The sequence below is a fragment of the Paracnuella aquatica genome, from assembly GCF_003332885.2.
Lineage (GTDB): Bacteria > Bacteroidota > Bacteroidia > Chitinophagales > Chitinophagaceae > Flavisolibacter > Flavisolibacter aquaticus.
In genome coordinates this window covers 14282-31077 of the sequence record NZ_QOWJ01000013.1, presented here as the reverse complement: position 1 = coordinate 31077, position 16796 = coordinate 14282, and the positions used below count along the sequence as shown (strand labels likewise).

Below are 16796 nucleotides of genomic sequence, written 5' to 3'. Positions count from 1 at the left end.
TGATACGGCTAAAAAGGAAGATATGAAATGGAAGCTGATCACAACAGGAGTGCTGGCAGCAGCGCTCCTGTTGTTCTTTTCGAAAGATATCGGGCATTTGTTTGCAAGTGAAGCAGGCAGGGAGCGGAGCAACAATGCATTGCATGTTAAGGAAGACAAGAATAAGAAGATTGATGCTGCCGCTGATGTAACCATTGTGCAGCAGTGGAACCTGCCCGATGAATTGCGGGAGGTTTCGGGCATTGCATGGATTGCCGCCAACCGCTTTGCCTGCGTGCAGGATGAAGATGGATTTATTTTTATATACAACACTGCTGCCGCAACGGTTGAAAAAAAGATCCCGTTTGCCGGCCCCGGCGATTATGAGGGCATTACCCTTGCTGGCAATACGGCTTATGTAGTGCGGTCGGATGGCAGGTTGTATGAAGTGGCCAATTACAACAGCGCACAGCCCAAAGTAACGGAGTACAAAACGCCGCTATCGGCCGACCATAATATAGAAGGCCTCACGTTCGACCGCAACAACAACCGCTTGTTGCTGGCGCCCAAGGACAAAGATCCTTCGGGCAACAAGGATGGAAAAGGCGTGTATGCTTTTGATCTGGCTACAAAAGGCCTGGCTGCTAAGCCGGTGCTGGTTATACCTAATGGCGGTGGTAAAAAAGGCAAAGGCATTAGGCCGGCAGCGCTGGGCATTCATCCCAAAACCGGTCATTATTACGTGGTGGACGGGCCTAAATCGCGGCTGGTAATTGTGGACGGATCGGGCAAACTTGTGGCCGACCAGGACCTAGGTTCAAAATTTGCGCAGCCCGAGGGCATCACCTTTGATCCGTCGGGGCGGGTGTTTATTTCCAACGAGCGGGGCAAAGGAAGCCCGGCAAATATCATGGAAGTAGCCATTAGCAAAAACTAAAAGCACAAGCGCATCGGTAACTTGCCACCATGCGCTTTTCTTTTATTGATAATGGTTCTATTCATTTTTCACTCATCTATATAGCTGCGTATAACACAATATTAACCACACTTAAAATGCATCGCGATATATTTGCCCTGTGCGGTCGTATCAAAACATAAAACGCTTTGTACAACATTTTGTTTGCTGGATTTTACTCCTGCAAATGATCAATATATCCATCAACCCGCCGGATATTTACCGCACCAGGCAGGGCGCTATTCTGCCCACCGAAGACCTTTCCGTTAATGACATTGAAAGCGTTTACGAGCTCGTTTCGGAAGGCCTGTTTGATCATAATGTACCCGAAAGCAACGAGGAGGAAGTAGATTCCACCACTTCTGGAATCGTGCTGTTCTTTCAACCGCGCAGTGCTATCGAATTGCCGTCACTGGCATATCATACTTCGCATATTTCTTTTTACACCAGCAGTTACGCTTCGGTGCACCAAGACCCCGTGTCGCCGCCTCCAAAAGCGGCCTGATCCTTTTTCCCCACCATTAGTATTAGTGCGGGCCAATGCCTGCAACATAATCCACGCAGTGTGCCGTTGATGCATAGCTGTATTGATCACATGAGCCAAATTGGCCTGGGCATTTATGCCTGGCGTTTTGCGGCTGCTTGATGCAATGCGTGCCCTTCACTGCACACTCCCATAGCCATATTTCAAACTGCTTTGAACATGTGTTTTTTTGGAAAAATGAAGCGCTGCCTGCTTCCCGTGTTTTTTGTTTTCTTGTTCGTAAATGCCAGCGCACAGGAACAGGATACGCTGCAGCAACGCAACCGGCAAACCGATAGCCTGTATATTTTGGAAACAGAAAGCAAGGGCAAAAAGGCCAAAGTGCTGCACGCCGAGCCCCTGTATATTGACCTCATCCGCGACCTTGGTGCACGGAAAGGAGAGCAGGAGTGGAACGTGGGCCTGGGCCTTACCGACAACAACGACTTTGACCGGTACTCGGCGTTGGTTGAATACGAGTTTGCGCCAGTGGACAGGCTGGGCCTGGAAGTGGAATTGCCTTTTACTTTTTATTACCGCAATAACGGAAAAACGCACAAGGATTCGATCCCGCGCAACAGGCTAAACAGTTTAAAGCTGGCCGGGCAATACACGTTCCTGGTTTCGGAGCGGTTCAATACCTCGCTGGCATTGGGATATATCCACGAGTTTGAGTTGAGCCCGTTTGCCGATTATGGCAAGGGTGCCTTGTGGACCGGCAACGTGTACAACCCGTTTTTTGTGGCGGCCAAAAGGTGGGGCAATAATGTTCATACGCTGCTGTACACCGGGCCGTATTTTATGCAGCATTTCGACCACAGCGGGGTAGTCACAAGGTGGCAGATCAACACCAATTTCCACTACATGATACCGGGCACCCGCAACTTTATTGGCGTGGAGTACAACAAAGAAGTAGGGCATGGCGATTTCGACATGACCATCCGTCCGCAACTGCGCTTAAGCATGGCCGATAACCTGATGATAGGCATTGTGGCAGGTGTGCCCATCAGCCGCGAAAACCAGCGCTTCAGCACGTTTATGCGCCTGATTTACGAGCCCAGGCACCGCCATCGTTAAGCAGTTCGCCACCAGCATCGAAACAATATTCCATCACCTTAAAACATAAACAATGAGCAGGTTTCTTGTTATTGGTTTTGAGTTTTGCGAAGCATTTCATTACTCGCTGGTTTTGTGTAAACCAAAAAGCGAAGGCACCGAGTACCGCGTAACCGTTATGAACGGCGACATAGAAAAGCAACTGGACAGCGACCGCACGATCAGGGAGGTAAATGGTAGCCTGCAGGTGGAACCGTCAGGCAACCAGGTGCACAACCAGGTGATCCGGAAGATTGCACATTCATTGGGGCGGATGATTGGGAAGCCCGTGTGGGAAGTGAAACCTCGTTAGAAGTTTGTATGCAAAATGTTTTTGCACCAGGTAAATGTCATGCGGAACTTGATTCGGCATACCTCTTCACTTTAAACGCTTCTTTCAACGACTGGCTTCCGTCTTTTCAAAATGCATCTTATCGTGAAGCTGCCGAAACAAGTTCGGCATGATCGTGCTGGCGAATGAAGAGTGCATTTTTTTCTCAAAAAGAAAAGGGCCGTTGCACTAAAATGCAACGGCCCTTTTTACCTTTTGCCCAAAGGGCTTATTTCAATCGCACATCGAGATAAACCGAGTGGCGGCCGTAGGTTTCGTAAAAAGGTTTGAACACCACATCGCCAATAGTGAATTCCAGTTTTTGCCCATCGCCTTTAATGGATTTGCTGATATCGGCTGCATCCAGCGTAACGGTGCGCCATTCTTTCCGCGCCTCTGGCTCTTGTGCCGCCAGCAGCACCGGCCCATAAAACAGGCTGGCAATATTGGGTTGGTCCATCACCGGGTCGAGGTGAAAGCCGAACGGCATTTTAATGGAGATCACGTCGCCATCTTTCCAGCTGCGGCTGATCTTGAGGTAGCTGCCGGGTTTGGCCTCCAACTTTTGTTCGCGGCCATTGATCTGTACAAAAAAACCTTTGGTAGCCCATGACGGCACCCGCACATGCACATCAAATTTGCCATTGCCCCTTACCGCTAGTTTCGTGCCTTCTTCTTTAGGAAAGCTGGTGGTTTGCTCCACGGTAATGTTGCGTTCGGTCCAGTTGAGGGTTGAAGGCACATACAGGTTTACATACAGCGCATTGTTGTCTATGCTCTTGAAGTAAATGGCGTTTTGCAATTTGGTGCTGCTTTCAATGGCAGTGCCGTTGCAACAGGTAAATCCGGTCATATTGGGATTGCCAAACTGCTTTACTGAACCGGGCTTCAGCGGTACATGATAGGTATTGGCAGGGCTGTTTTCCGCCACCGATGCCAATATGTGGTTGTACAATCCCCGCTCGTAATAATCCATCAACTCGCCGCGCTGGTCAAACAGGAACAGGTTGGTGGTCAGCTTCAGCATGTTGTAGGTGGCGCAGGTTTCGTTTTGTCCACCCGACGAAAAACCGTTTTCATACAAGGTGCCCGGCTGGCTGATAAAACACTCCGCGTTGGCCGGGTTGCGGGCACCGGCCACACCGCCAATGCTGTACATATAATCGTTCACGGCTTTGTGCCAAAAGTTGTCGGCCACGCGGTAGTATTCCGGCTGCTTCGACACGGCGTACATTTCAATGCTGCCCACAATTTGCGGGATATGCTGGTTGGCATGCAGCCCGCGAAACAGGTCCACGTTTTTGGCCAGTCCGTGCACATGGGCAGTGTCGCCAAAAAACACCTTTACATTATCGAACAATTGCGCTGTTTTCAGGTGGTTCTCGTTTTTGGTAATGCGGTACAGGCGGGCCATGGCTTCGTTCATGCCGCCATACTCCCCGGCTATATAGGTATTCCACATTTTGATCAGTGTGTCTTTGGGCAATTGGCTCAGGCGGGCATGCACCCAAGTACCCATGTTATTGGCAATGTCCAGCGCTTTTTTGTTGCCGCTTACTTCATACACATCCATCAGTCCAGCCATGATCTTGTGCAGCGTATAATAAGGCGCCCAGATCTGGTTTTTTTGTCCGCCATATTTAGCTCCCTGTTCCAGCATGATGAATTGATCGGGAGGATAGGCGCTGATGTAGCCGGTGCCCCAGTTCCAGTAATCGGTGCGGATGCCTGCATCGCTCAGGTCCGAATCGTATTCGGTCTTGCCAGGGCCATGCGGCACTGCTTTCGCATCGGCCACATGCGTGCCGCCGGCTTGTTTGGGCTTGCCGGATAGTTGCGACAGGTCGTATAGCGTATTGACCAGGTAGGTCATTTTTTGCGCAAAAGCCTCCTGCAGTTTTTTATCGTAACCCGTGCCGGCATAGGCCTGCGCAATAGCCGTAAGATAGTGACCGGTGGCATGGCCACGCAGCTTGGTATCGCGGCTGTCCCACACACCTAAGGGCTTGGCGCCTTCGGGCTGCGGCTGGCCAAACGCATGGCGAAACATATACAGGAACGAATTGGGATCTGTTTGGGCCAGCGTGTTGATAAACTTGTCTCGGTTTTGCACAAACTTGGTGGCGTGGCCATGCGCATCGGTTTGCAGCGAAACCTGGCTCAGGTGGAATGCTTCGAGCTTTGCATTGGGCGCCGCTTTTTTGCCGGCGTCTTTTACAACAACTGTTGCTTTGGGTGCAAAACTGGTTCCGGCAACGCGGCCGGTTACGGTGTATTTGCCCTGTTTCAAAACGGCGGTGTTGTCCACATCGGCAGGCCATATCACCCGCACCTGCGGGCCTTTCACACCGCCTTTATAAGTGCCGGAAACATGGCTGGGAAAACGGGGCAGGTGGCCGGTTTCGGTTTCCACCTGCACATCAGAGACGCCCACCAAGTAAGCATTATACAGTTGTGATTCGGTTGGTGAAAATTTCGGCAGCTCGTCTTCTTTTTTGGCTGTAGTGTTTACGGCTCCCTGGTTGATGCCCTGTTGTGCATTGCTGAAAATACCGGCTACCTGGGCCCGGCTCAGGGGCACCCGGTAAATACGAAAATCGTGCACCAGCGCATTGAGGCTGGCATTGCCCGCCAGCAAGGATTTACCAATCAACAATTGACGCTTATCGGAGGGCTGCGCACCAAACACATCGGTCAGTTCCAGTGCAATGCCTTTTGCTTCACCTGCCTGTTTGCTGTCCACGTAAGTAGTGAGTGTTTTGGAGGGCACATCAATTACAATGGCCAGGTGTACCCATTTGTTCAGCGACAGCGGCGGCGCAACGGCGGCTTTGGCTGGGCCTTTGCCTGTGGCAATTGCTGCCTGCAGTCCATCCTGCCCACTGGTGCTGTTTTGGGTGGCAAAAAAATGCTGTCCGCCGTCGCGGCCAAAATCGAACAGCGGCTGGCTGGTGCCAGCAGAGCGCAGTTGTACCCAGCCCGAAATGCTGATCGACTCCAGGTCCTGCAGCGCTTCGGCAGGGAGCGACACAAAAGAGCCGCCATCGCCGGGCAGCGATAGTACTTTGCCAAAACGCGTATCGGTTACAAACTGGGCGCCGCTGCCCTGCAGCTTTGCATGCAGGTTGTTGCGCGACCAGTCGCGGGCATCGCCGTTAAAAACATAGCGTGCTATCATGCCGGTTTCGCCAATGCCGTCGAGGATCTGGTCGCCGTTCTGGGCTCGTACGCTGGCCGGTGCAACGCCGATGAATAAGAGCAAGAGGGTGATCCGAAAAAAGGTGGTAAGCATGTTCATGTGTCAGTAAATTTCACAAAGGGCCCGATGCGGGCCGCTTATTGATGGTTCCAAACGTTTTAGCCCGATGCGCATTTCCCTGCTTTTGCCGTTGGCTTGCATTATAATATTGTTTGCACAACCGCCGGTAAGCATTTGAAAAACAATCTATTTGATAAAGAAAAATTGTTCGGAAAATGCGCCATGAAATTAGGCCAGTCACCCGTTTTTTTATGGGCTTATTTTAGCTAAAAACCCAATGATATTAACTGGCAGCGCAGCTGCTGAAAAGGGGCGGGCCGCTGCTGTTGTTCTTGGGCGTTGGCCTGCAAAAAGCGGTGCAGCAGTTGGGCAAATAATTCAGCGTGTTGGTAAACGGTGATATGGCGCCTGGCGGAGCGGCCCTTGTTGCGTTTGGAAATTCTTTGCTGAGCAGGTGGTTGATTGTTTTATATCAAATTACCTGTGGCAAGGTGTAGCCGTTTCAGCGTTTGCTGAAATAATCGGGCGGGTACAATACTTGCCCATATTGTTTGGCCAATGCTGCAAGCCTTTGTTGCGCGGCCTCGTCCATTTGCGGTGCAGGGCTTGGCTCGCCACCAACCAGTGGCTGGCCTGCCTGTTCGAAAAATGCTTCCAGTCCCGCAGGCAGTACGGTGCACAGGAGGCGTGCATTTTCGTTGCCTTTATTTTTGAAACAATGCACCGGCCCATTGAGCGGGATCTGGATAAAATCGCCCTTTTGCGCCAGCTGGCTGCCCTTTTCGGTTATAAATTCAACCGTGCCTTCCAATACATAAAACGACTCCTGCATCTGCGGGTGGGCATGCGGTGCAGGCCCGCCGCCGGGTGGCACCTGCATGTGGATCATTGCGTAGCTGCCGCCTGTTTGTGCTCCGGAAATAATGGTCTGGTACATGCCGCCGGCGATGCCAACACATGGACCTGCACCGTTGGAAATAAAAATCACATCTTGCGTTGCATTGCTCATCGGGTTCAATTGAATTTTTGTTTACCAATACTATTATGTCGGCGGTTGAAATAAATAGGGCAATGGAGTTCAACGGTTAAGATAACGATCGGCGTGAAGGGTTGCAAGCTGCACGGTAGGGGCGCTTGGACAAATTGCTTGGTGAGAGAAAGTACTGTAAAACGTGGAGTGATGCCTGATGAACCTATTAGATAGAGATGTTTTTTACCATGCAACTATTGCTCATTTTTGCTGCGGCGCATTTCCGACTGGCGCATGGGCATGGCATCAATGATATTGAATAGTTCAGATGGCTGTGTCAGTTTTTCGGAGCGGAATTTTTCACCGCCGTCTTTACCGACCAGGATGATGGTAAATGGAGTGCCGGGCGCCACTTCGTATTTTTTGAGCCATTTTTCTTCGCCGGCTACGGTTGTTATGTTCAGGTCGCGATCGTTCACGCCGGCCGCTTCTTTTTTCAGCAACGCCAATTGCTCTTTTACCGTTTCGCTTTTAGGATCGCCAAAGATGAACAGGGCTCTTTTCTTCGAAAACTGTGCTGCTGCATTGGACATGATGAAGATGCTTATGATGAATAAAATGATGCGCATGGATGATTGGCATTTATTAATTCTGTTTGCAATCGTTGCAGTACTTATTTTTTACAAATGAAGGTGCATTTGGTTGTAGGTAAAAGACACAAGTCGTGCCATGTAAGCGGAAGGTTAACAATGCAGCCATTGCCGTATGGGCAAACAAAAAGAGCAATTCCGGAGAATCGCTCTTTTTGTTCATATTAAAATAGATTCAACAGCCGCTGTGCGGCAGCCGTTGCTTTAATTTTTATACACCACCCGGTAGGTTTTCACCATACCGTTGTAGTCGAACTGTACCTGTGCGGTGCCGGTGGCCGACTCCGCCTGCGTTACTGATACTTTTACTTTCGGGTTGTTGGATGATGCCGTTACCTTGGGCACACCGTTGGTGCCTGCAGGAACCTGGTAGGTTGTTTCGTAAATATCATAACCCACAATGCCATTGGCGTTGGTTGAACGTACCGGCGTAGCAGGAATGGTTACCGGTTGCCCGTTTACCAAGATGCTCACGGTAGGCACTACTGGCCGAACGATCTTCTTTTTCTTGGAGCTAAAACCAAGACCGGCCAGGTTGAACAATTCTTCCGACTCGGGGCCATCGGCCACCAGGAAGATCGCGTGTTTTTTATCCAGGCCATCTACATGTTGGGCTACATCGGCGGTAAACTGGGTTACTTCTTTTTTAGCATTGGCCGGCACTACAATCTCGGCTATCTTTTTGCCTTTCCAGGTTGCATTGTCCCAGGGGCCATCCAACCAAACGGACACCTTAAAGCTTTTGTCGGTTTTCGGCGTCAAGAAAAGGTTGAACTGCGTGTTGGCGCCTTTCGATGTTCCTTCAAATGCCTTCAAACCATGCGCCGCTTTTTTCAGTCCGCCAAAACCAAAGTATTTATAGCCAATGATGTGGCCGGCTTTCACCTGCTCAATCGGCATGTGGTTATCCCAAATATCCCAGGAATCTTTCTGGATGCTGTTGTCGGACAAATAGGAGGCATAACCGGCAGAATAATACTGGTACGGATCAAGCCCGTAAAAATGGAAGCCTTCCGAGGTTACCTCGGCGCCTTTGTATTCGCGGCCCTGGCTGTCTTTAGCCGACCAAACGCTGTCCGGCGCATACGGATCAAAGCCACGGATGGAAACGGTGCCGCCTTGTGCCACCGGTTTTTCATCCCATTTTACAGTTACCGGCGCTACCACTGCCTGGCGGGCATAGCCAAAACCCCGCGGAGGACGGTGATAAAATACATACCACTGGCCGTTGATCAGCTCGATGCTGCCGTGGGTGTTGTGGCCTGAATAAGTCGTTTGCACGGCGGAGCCGTCTTTGTTTAGCACCGGCGCACGGGAGTCGACCACCACGCCGCCGCTTTTCCAGGGGCCCAGCGGCGAATCGCCGTAAGCATAACGCAGGGTGGAGTTGGAGCTGCCCACGCCATACTCGGGGCCCGAGTAGCCGCTGAACACGGTTACATATTTATTGCCCACTTTGCGGATGGACGAAGCTTCGAAAAAGTTGAAAGTGCCCAGGTCTTCGCCGGGATAGATCTGTGGGTATTGCGTGCCCTGCGGTTCGCGGATCACGCCATAGCGGGAGCTGGCGGGCAGCAGGTAGCTGATGGGCTGGGTGCCGGGCCGGATCGAATACATGGTTTTTTGATCGAGCTGCGCAGCCGACGAACGCTGGAAACCCCAGAAGCCGTAGGCCCGGAAACCGATCTCATAGTCGGGATCTTTGGGGTCAGTTACGTACTCGATATACACCGCCGGGTCAAAACCCAGGATGCTGCCGGGAACCGTACGCTTGCCATCTTCCGTAAGGTTGATGGGTTTAAACGGCCCATCGGGGCGGTTGCTTTTGCACACCATTGCCTCGCGGTTGGGGCCGCGGCTGTGCGGGTACAGGTAATATTCCTTGGTGCCGTCTTTCCGTTTTACCTCCACCAGGTCGGGGGCATACATTACGTCCCACTGCCCGTCAATTTCGTAGGTAAAAATGGGTCCTTCATCACGCCAGCTGGTCAGGTCTTCCACCGGTGCTGACCATGCGCGGATATCGGGGCCGCAATAGCTGGTTACCCGCAGGTCGTGCGACCCGATGATGTAAGCCCGGTACTTGCCGGGGCGGTCGGGGTCTTCAAAAACCCGGGGCTCGCCGTCGGGCAGGTGCTCCCACAGCGGCAGGTAGGGGTTGCCTGGGGCCTTGTGTACAAATTTCTGCGCTGCTTTTTGCTGGGGCGCCTTGCTCTGTGCCTGTACCCCGCTTGCCGCAAAAAGCGCCAAGAGCGTAAACAGGCCAATCAATGTTCTTCCGCTCAGTCCGGATGCATGTCTCTTCATAACTGGTTAAGATGCTGGGATGGTTTTGCTACGCACCGCCAGGCTTTGTTTTGTATCAAAATGTACCGGAGTGGCCTGCTGTAAAATGCTGGCTGCAACGGTTATTTTCTGCGCTCTTTTTTGCCGACCGAAGGTCGAACAATTTCATGCGCAACATAAAATCCGGCTGCCGAATGAGGGGGAGATTTCCGGTATTAATAGGGAAATTTTGTTTAAAAATGATGGGTGCTTGTGCCGTATAACACGGGGTGGGAAAGTTGTGTAAGCTGCATGTGGCAAAGGAAAACAAGGATGTATGCGTGTAAAATCTAAGGTGTTTGGCTTAAGCGATTACTCCTTTGCGATGCTTACAAAAATGCCAGTTGAGGCAACAGTGTTTGATATTTATCTTTTCTTTCAATTGCAAATTTATTTGATGCAAAAGGGGCAAATAACTGCAGGTCGTAAAAACCGGACTATAATATTTCCTAATTGTCCACAGCTATACAGCAATACACTTTCGGTTTTACCAACCACGATTGAATCATAAATGCGATAGCAGCCAACAGCATTTGCACAGTCCGCGCCGCGATGCCCGGCGCAGAATTTGTCGAATTTTGTCTATATTGCTGTGCTTATATCATCTGGTAACCAATAGCTAACTCCCTTGTTTGGCCGCTACTGCTTCGCTGTATTTACCTCATTAATCAAATGCTGTTCCCGGCGTGTTTTGCATTGCTATGTCTGGTTGCTTGCATTTCTTTTACTGTTCATTGGAGCAAATAGCCAGGCACCCATTTGCCAAACCTCTACATTTTACCTAAATATTCCTGCAGCCGCCGGTGGCAAACTGGAATTGAAAAAGCTGCAAACACTGCCAAGCCGCGAATTTGTCATGATTGGAAATATTACCACTGCAACAGGTGTGCACGAAGGGCTCCTGGTAAAGATGACCAACGGTGGCGATATCATCAGCCAGCAAAGGCTGCGCATTGCCGGCGCCGATGTTGCTATTGCCAGCGGCGAAGCGTTGCTGAATGGAAACGTTATCGTTGGCGGCGTTTTCAGGGATGGTAGCAAAAGGGCTTTTGTTGCGCAGCTGCGCAGCGACTTTACTACCGATTGGGTAAAAACGATTTCCCTGCCATTTGTGCCCGATGCCTTTGCAATGGATTATTTCGGTGAAAATGGCATTGCGGTGGCGGCACATGCCGGGCGGGATGTGGTGCTGGCGATGCTGCAGGGCGATGGCATTGTTCGCTGGAGCCAGCAAATCGAGATCAACGATATGACTGGCCTTGGCGGTTTCCATAGCATTAATTCCGAAACCTTAGGGTTAGCGGCGAACTGCACCGGCAACGGTAAAAAGGAAGCAAGGATTATCGGGGTGTACAAAACAACAGGGGCCGTCGCATCGGCACATACGGTAAACGGGGCAGGCGAGGAAATGATGGCTACCGCCATTACCGAGTTCGACGGCAGGGGCCGGCTTGCGGGCATCATTAAAGACGGAAGCGGTAAGTTCAAATTCCTGCGCAATGTTTTTTATTCTTCTGAAAGCGCCGAGGCGGAGCATCGCTATCCCGGCAACGAGCCCATAGATTTTACGGCACGTGCCGCAATGGACAATGCCGGCGATGTGTTGGGCCTTTCTATTCCGGAACGGGGCAAACTGTTGTTCCTCCGTCATTTTGCAGCATATCAAACCAGCCCCGAACATATCCGCTCCTACGATGTTCCGGTGGGTGCCGCCATTGCTTCGGTCGCCCGCTCATTTGACGGCGGATTTTTGTTTGGCCTAAATACCCGGAACGGCGATACGCTGGTGTTGATCAAAACAGACAGCACCGGCATTTTGGCCGGTTGCCAATACAATACACTGCCCATTCTTTTCTCCGAAGAAATAAGCCGGGTACACCAACCTGCTGCTACACCGCAATCAGTGCCCGTAGTCATTGGAGTGCAATCAACAAATTTGGTACAAGCCAACACTACCCTGGGCCAGGCATTCAAGTGCCGCGAAAACTATTGTCCGCCGGCGACCATCGAAGACGAGTGCCTCCAATCATTTTTCAAAACATATCGCTCCGGCAGCTATGTAGATGCTGTTGTACGAAGCTACCTGATGCGGGGCAACAGGCATATTGCAATAACCGGCCGGCAGGATAGGATCATCGGTTCGGAAGTTCAAAGCGAAGGGGGACTGAAATTATTCTCAGAAAACGGCTCATTTATCAGGGGCGTAAAGATTATTACCGGCATGAGCAATGCTGCGATGATCTCCCGAAAAATGACCGACAGTACCATTATGCTGCTGACCTACAGCTCGCTGAATAATGGGAGCCGGCGCTACACGTTCTCACTGGTTTCCGACAATCTGGAGGTTCTTTGGAACAGCACATTTGAGCCCCAAGCAGGAAACGAGTTTTATTCCAGCGGCGTGTTTGATGGCATGGACATACACCGGGATGATGAAGGCAATTATTACCTGGCCGGTTCCACAGTTGGCTTTATGGAGCCACCCAAGATCAGCGTTTATAAAATGGACAGCAAGGGTGCGCCGCAATGGTTCAAAACATTTAGCGCAAATGCAAATACCAACCTGGGCACCGTAAAAGCGGTATCCACAAAGTCGACGCTTATTGTAATAGCAGAAGGAAACATGCACGGTAGCATTTCCGTTCGGTTTGATAAAACCACGGGCAATGTATTGAATGGCTACCTGTACCAAAACAGTGGCAGCGGTATGGCATACAGCCGGTTTGCACAAAAAGAAGGCAACCATTTTATTTACAGCGGCGACCGGAATTCAAGTTTTATGATGGCCAGCTTTGATACGCTGGGGCGGCCCATTAAAATACGCTCCATTGAGCAACTGGAAATCTTCAGGGCCGGCGCCATGCGTGATGGCTTATTTTATGGTTGGAGCCGACATTTTGATGGCAATGGATACAAGGATGTGTTATTAAAAGCAGATACTGCCTTAAACATACTTGCATTTAACCAATACCAGTTGTTGCAGTGGAATGTTCCACACTCCCTGGCTGTGAGTGCCGAAGGCAATGTATATGCCTGGGGAAGATTGATCACCAATAGCTCCGACAACCCGTTCCTGATGAAGTTTACCAGCGATGGAGCATTGGGCACTTGTACGTACACAAAAGCAACACCTACAATCATTGACCACGATCCGCAGGCCAGGGCAATCAGTTTTACGCCGGTGTCGAAAACGTTTAATAGCCCCAATATCGACATCAGGGTTGCGGCCGCTGAGTACGGCCCAGTGGTGAGTGAGTTGTTGTGCAGCAGCAAGCCTGAATGCAACCAATTAAAAATTGCGGGCGCTGCTTCTGTATGCGGGTTAGGGGTAAATTATTCCGTTCGGTTTACAACCAACCCGGGTTGCACGCAGCAGCCCATGTGGCAATACGATACCGCTAAAGTTACAATGCACCAAACCACCGATTCCACCGCGGTATTCCGGTTCAAACAGCAGGGTGCACATTGGATAAAGGCGGGCCTCGTTGCCGGGTGCACTACCTATTTCGATAGCCTGCAGGTTTATGTTTCGCAAGTTCAATCAACCACTTTAAACCTTGGTGCCGATACCAGCATTTGCGTGGGCGGCACGGTACACCTCAATGCCAGGGCCGGCTTTGCCAGCTATCGCTGGCAGGATAACAGTACTGATTCTATTTTTGCGGTTAAGGCCCCCGGCATGTACTATGTTGCAGCTACGGATGGCTGCGGCCGCGTATTTGCGGATACGATTGACATTAAAGCAGCCGCTGTTGTGCCTTTCGATTTAGGACAGGATCTATTGAAATGCAACAGCGATACGGTGCAGATCTCCCTGCCCGCTGGTTTTACAAATTTTAAATGGACGCCTTCGAAAAGCCTTGTTGCAAAAGACGACCGTACGGCTTTGGCTTTCCCCGCAATTACCACGCAGTATAAAGCAACGGCCGAATATGCGCCGGGCTGTTTTGCAACCGATTCGATCACTGTAATGGTACGTTATGCAGCGCCAGTGAACCTGGGTAGGGATACCAGTTTTTGTGCAGGCGATTCGGTCAGGCTACGGGCGGCCAATGGATTTGACCATTATGAGTGGAACACAGGCCACATTACGCCGGAACTGGTGGTTAAGGCCAGTGGTGATTATATTATCAATGCGTGGGATGCAGTTGGGTGTAAATCGTCGGATACGCTAACAATCCTGGATCTTTATAAAAAACCTGTAGTTCACTTGAACAGGGACAGTTTGCTATGCGCCGGTGCCACACGAACCCTGGATGCAGGAAGCGGCTACACCAAGTACCTGTGGAATGACGGAAGCAACCGCAGCACATTGCAGGTAAGTAAGGTTGGCTTTTATGCCGTGGCTGTGGAAGATGAGCATGGCTGTAGGGGAGGGGACTCTGTTTCCATCAAAACAGTAGTGCCGTTACCCAGCGCATTCCTGCCAAAAGATACTATGCTTTGCCGCTATTCAAAATTGACACTTCGTCCAAGCGGAAATTTCAACACTTACCAGTGGAGCACAGGCGCAGCCAGTAAAGCCGTTACCATTGAGCAGCCGGGTTATTATTGGCTAAAGGTGACCGACCAGTTCGGTTGCACTGGTGTTGATTCTATTTTCCTCGCAGCACAGCAGTGCATGGAAGGTTTTTACATACCCAACGCATTTACACCAAACACCGATGGCCGCAACGACCTGTTTCGGCCGCTGATTTTTGGAGATATCATAAAATATCATTTTGCAGTCTACAACCGGTGGGGCCAAAAAGTGTATGAATCGGATGAGCCGGGCAGGGGTTGGGATGGCGGCTATAAAGGCATAGTGGATAAAACTGCTGCATTTGTTTGGACCTGCACCTACCAATTGCAGGGCGCTGATGTACGCCACGAAAAAGGAACGGTGATGCTCGTACGATAATTGACTCGTTTCTTAATTACTTCTTCTTACAAGTTTTGACATGTCCTTTATTGGTGACAGGTGATTCTTCTATGTCCTGATCAACTCGTGGTCTTCAGCAATCAATTTCTTGCGCACCTGGAGCAGCATTACAATTCCTGCGATCCTAAACAACAACGTGCACTTTGCTATTATAGGGAACGGTCAATGGGGCCTGTAAATGCACTGTAATTGTTAAGCAAGCAAAACGCTGTGAAATCTATTTTTTGCAACTATGTTGCAAAAAATAGATTTTCGGTTATCTTCGCACCCGGCGTGACCAATTTCCCGACGTGTCTCAAAACACCCAAAAGGGAATGTACTGGTTACAACCAAATCTTAAAGCATCATCTATTTTCCTGGCATGGCAGAAATAAACAAGGTTGAAGTTCTTATCATCGGCGGCAGCTATGCCGGCCTGGCGGCCGGATTAACACTCGGACGATCAATGCGGCGAGTAGCGATTATTGACGGTGGCGAACCATGCAATCGGCAAACGCCGCATTCGCATAATTTTTTGACGAACGATGGCAATACACCAGCCGAAATAGCCAACCGGGCCAGGGCAGAAGTGCTGCATTATCCAACTGTTTCGCTGCACAGTGGGTTGGTGACCGAAGTGCAACAATTTGATGCGGGTTTCGCAGTATGGACCCAGGCCGGCGATCGCTTTATTGCGCAAAAGCTGCTTTTTGCCACGGGCATCAGGGATGAAATGCCCCACATTCCCGGGCTTGCGGAATGTTGGGGGATTTCTGTGCTGCACTGCCCGTATTGTCATGGATATGAGGTGCGCAATGAGCCCATTGGCATTTTAGCCAATGGAGATACCGCATTTGACCTGTGCCGCCTCATCCATCACTGGTCGCCCAACCTAACATTGTTTACCAATGGACCCAACTCACTAACGCCGGAACAGCAGGCGAAAATGAATCAACATGGCATTGCGATTGTCGAGCACAAAGTGACAGCGCTACAGCACAACAAGGGCAAGATCGAAGAGGTGGTGTTGGAAAACACAGCGCCGGTAAAACTAACGGCGATGTTCACCCGACTGCCTTTTCATCAAAGCACACCCTTACCGGCGCAAATTGGTTGCACGTTCACGGAGCAATGCTTTATCCATGTGGATGAATTGCAACGAACCACCATACCCGGAGTTTTTGCCGCAGGCGATAACACCACGCCAATGCGGTCGGTGGCTGTGGCGGTTGCTGCCGGCATGAAGGCCGGGGCGGCCATCAACAGGGAATTGATCGAAGCAGCATTTTGATCAATGTTTCACAAAGAAATTATTTAATGCGATTTAATATTTATGGCGGCATATAAATCTATTTACGACAGAACAGGGATTATTTCGGCATTGGTGTGCCTGGTGCATTGCATTGTGCTGCCCATATTTTTCAGTACCCTTTCCATATGGAACATCGAGTTGCTGCATCATTTTTTGATTGAGTTGCTGACCTTGCTTATCTCTCTTTTTGTAGGCGGCTGGGCTATTTGGCGTGGTTACCTGCAACAGCACCGCAAACCTGTGATTCCTGTTTTATTTGCGCTGGGTTTGGTCATGATGATTGCTGCCAACTTTGTTGCAACTGAAGCAGCGGAAGTGCTGCTGAAAGGCGGTGGCATAGCGTTGATCGTTTATGCACATATCGGCAACTGGTGGTTGTCAAGAACTGCGCATTCATGCAATTCCAATGCATAGATTGAAATGCAGAAAGTTTTTTTAGTATTAAAATGAACATCCGACAAAGTGCACCTTTGGCGGCTGTTCATTTTAATAATACA

Annotated in this window: 12 protein-coding genes; 8 read left to right on the top strand and 4 right to left on the bottom strand. The window is 50.4% G+C overall.

The features are described from left to right. The first annotated feature begins 22 nt into the window (after positions 1-22). The 4 genes from DRJ53_RS16160 to DRJ53_RS16145 all read left to right on the top strand — a co-directional run bounded on the left by DRJ53_RS16160 (position 23) and on the right by DRJ53_RS16145 (position 2865). On the top strand, positions 23-916 hold the full coding sequence (locus DRJ53_RS16160; RefSeq protein ID WP_114236704.1) for an SdiA-regulated domain-containing protein: 894 nt from the start codon (positions 23-25) through the stop codon (positions 914-916). 205 nt (positions 917-1121) lie between these two features. After that, positions 1122-1439, top strand: a complete 318-nt coding sequence (locus DRJ53_RS16155; RefSeq protein ID WP_123893637.1) for a hypothetical protein — start codon at positions 1122-1124, stop codon at positions 1437-1439. A gap of 198 nt (positions 1440-1637) precedes the next feature. After that, positions 1638-2534 carry an HAEPLYID family protein gene (locus DRJ53_RS16150; protein WP_206609809.1) on the top strand — a complete coding sequence of 299 codons (897 nt, stop codon included), beginning with the start codon at positions 1638-1640 and terminating at the stop codon, positions 2532-2534. Between the two features lie 52 nt (positions 2535-2586). Then, positions 2587-2865 carry a hypothetical protein gene (locus DRJ53_RS16145; protein ID WP_114236702.1) on the top strand — a complete coding sequence of 93 codons (279 nt, stop codon included), beginning with the start codon at positions 2587-2589 and terminating at the stop codon, positions 2863-2865. 247 nt (positions 2866-3112) lie between these two features. Here DRJ53_RS16145 and DRJ53_RS16140 read toward each other — a convergent pair whose 3' ends face one another. From DRJ53_RS16140 to DRJ53_RS16125, 4 genes are all read right to left on the bottom strand, one after another. Continuing rightward, a complete protein-coding gene (locus DRJ53_RS16140; RefSeq protein ID WP_206609808.1) occupies positions 3113-6181 on the bottom strand; it encodes a beta-L-arabinofuranosidase domain-containing protein in 3069 nt (1022 codons plus the stop codon). Positions 6182-6644: 463 nt separating this feature from the next. After that, positions 6645-7151: a cupin domain-containing protein gene (locus tag DRJ53_RS16135; RefSeq protein ID WP_114236701.1), complete on the bottom strand. Its 507-nt coding sequence runs from the start codon at positions 7149-7151 to the stop codon at positions 6645-6647. A 215-nt stretch (positions 7152-7366) separates the two neighbouring features. Next, complete coding sequence (locus DRJ53_RS16130) at positions 7367-7741, bottom strand: DUF4174 domain-containing protein (protein ID WP_114236700.1); 375 nt, start codon at positions 7739-7741, stop codon at positions 7367-7369. A gap of 225 nt (positions 7742-7966) precedes the next feature. Beyond that, positions 7967-10069, bottom strand: a complete 2103-nt coding sequence (locus DRJ53_RS16125; protein WP_206609807.1) for a glycoside hydrolase family protein — start codon at positions 10067-10069, stop codon at positions 7967-7969. A 295-nt stretch (positions 10070-10364) separates the two neighbouring features. Here DRJ53_RS16125 and DRJ53_RS21155 point away from each other — a divergent pair, with 295 nt between their 5' ends. The 4 genes from DRJ53_RS21155 (at position 10365) to DRJ53_RS16105 (ending at position 16713) form a co-directional block, all read left to right on the top strand. Then, positions 10365-10598, top strand: a complete 234-nt coding sequence (locus tag DRJ53_RS21155; RefSeq protein WP_123893634.1) for a hypothetical protein — start codon at positions 10365-10367, stop codon at positions 10596-10598. Positions 10599-10943: 345 nt separating this feature from the next. Then, positions 10944-14987, top strand: coding sequence for a T9SS type B sorting domain-containing protein (locus DRJ53_RS16115; RefSeq protein ID WP_123893632.1), 4044 nt, complete (start codon positions 10944-10946; stop codon positions 14985-14987). 382 nt (positions 14988-15369) lie between these two features. After that, positions 15370-16278: an NAD(P)/FAD-dependent oxidoreductase gene (locus DRJ53_RS16110; protein ID WP_114236696.1), complete on the top strand. Its 909-nt coding sequence runs from the start codon at positions 15370-15372 to the stop codon at positions 16276-16278. 42 nt (positions 16279-16320) lie between these two features. Next, positions 16321-16713 (top strand): MerC domain-containing protein, encoded by a 393-nt coding sequence (locus DRJ53_RS16105; RefSeq protein WP_114236695.1) that lies wholly within the window; start codon positions 16321-16323, stop codon positions 16711-16713. Positions 16714-16796 lie beyond the last annotated feature (83 nt).